The organism is Pseudomonas sp. RA_15y_Pfl1_P11, from assembly GCF_963970975.1.
Taxonomy (GTDB): Bacteria; Pseudomonadota; Gammaproteobacteria; order Pseudomonadales; family Pseudomonadaceae; genus Aquipseudomonas; species Aquipseudomonas tritici.
The window spans coordinates 1-1251 of record NZ_CAXAOY010000054.1 but is presented as its reverse complement, the minus strand read 5'-3'; the positions used below and the strand labels follow the sequence as shown (position 1 = coordinate 1251).

General features: G+C 62.7%; 1 protein-coding gene and 1 pseudogene. Both read right to left on the bottom strand.

Annotated elements, in window-relative coordinates; genetic code table 11:
* Positions 1-56 precede the first annotated feature (56 nt).
* Entirely contained in the window at positions 57-812 is a 756-nt protein-coding gene (gene istB, locus AACY44_RS27565; protein WP_169907418.1) for an IS21-like element ISPre4 family helper ATPase IstB, read from the bottom strand.
* 20 nt (positions 813-832) lie between these two features.
* Positions 833-1251: pseudogene (locus AACY44_RS27560) on the bottom strand (IS21 family transposase); the annotation flags it as partial.

Sequence of the window (1251 nt, the reverse complement as noted above, 5' to 3'; positions counted from 1 at the left end):
CCTTTCCACGCTCATCCGGCCAGGCAGTCGGAGCGCAGCGACGCAGGTTTGCATTGTTAGTCTGAAGTCCCTGTCGTCGTCAATTTCGTTGCGCGTCTGCGCATCGATTCGCCCTTCAGTTCGATCCGATAAGCGTTGTGCACCAGCCGGTCGAGGATCGCGTCGCCCAAGGTCGGATCGCCGATCAGCGCGTGCCATTTGTCCACTGGCATCTGGCTGGTCACTAGCGTCGAGCGGTTGCCGTAGCGGTCGTCCAGCAGTTCAAGCATGTCGCGCCGTTGCGCAGCGGTAAACGGTGCCAAGCCCCAGTCGTCCAGGATCAGCAGGTCAGTCTTGGCGTAGCCGGCCATCAATTTGGCGAAGCGACCGTCGCCGTGGGCCAGGCCCAGTTCCTCCATCAAGCGCGGCAGCCGCAAGTAGCGCACGCTGTAGCCGTCCCGGCAGGCCTTGTGGGCCAGCGCGCAGGCGAGCCAGGTTTTGCCTACCCCCGTTGGGCCGCCGATGATCAGGTTTAGGCCGTCGCGCAGCCATTGGCCGCTGCCCAGTTGCAGGATCAAGGCCTTGTCCAGGCCACGTGGACTTCGGTAATCGATGTCTTCCAGACAGGCGTTGTGGCGCAGTCGTGCCAGTTTCAGGCGGCTGCTCAGACGCGTGTTTTCACGTTCAGTCAGCTCGCGGTCGACGATCAGACCGAGGCGTTCGTCAAAGCTGAGATCGTTGATTTCAGGCGTTGCGTCTTGTTCGCCAAGCGCCTTGATCATGCCGTGCAGGCGCAGGGTTTGCAGCTTGTCGAGTGTCGGGTTGGGCAGCATTTTGGTGCTCCTTTTTCAGGTCAGTGGTAGTAGCTAGGGCCGCGCAGGTTGATGTGTTCGTCGGGCAGTAGCGGCAGGTTTTGCTGGGACAGCGGTAGCTTTTCCAGCCCTTGGCGCAGGATCGATTCGAGGCTTTTGTAGCTGCACGCGCCCAGTGCCAGCGCACGCTGGCACGCGGCTTCCAGCCGCGCTTCGCCGTGCTGCTTGCTCAGGCGCAGGATGCCCAGGCAGGCGCGGAAGCCTTGCTGCGGATGGATCCGGCGTTCGAGGATGTAGGCGATGACGCCGGCCGTATTCGGGCCTGTCTGCTCTGCCCAGTGGATCAGTCGCTGCGGCGTCCATTCGGCATGTTCGCGGTGACTTTTGGGCATGTGCTCGGTTTGGGTGGTGTGGCGGCCTTTGTGCGGCGAGCGCAGATGGCTGGCCACCCGCTGGTTGG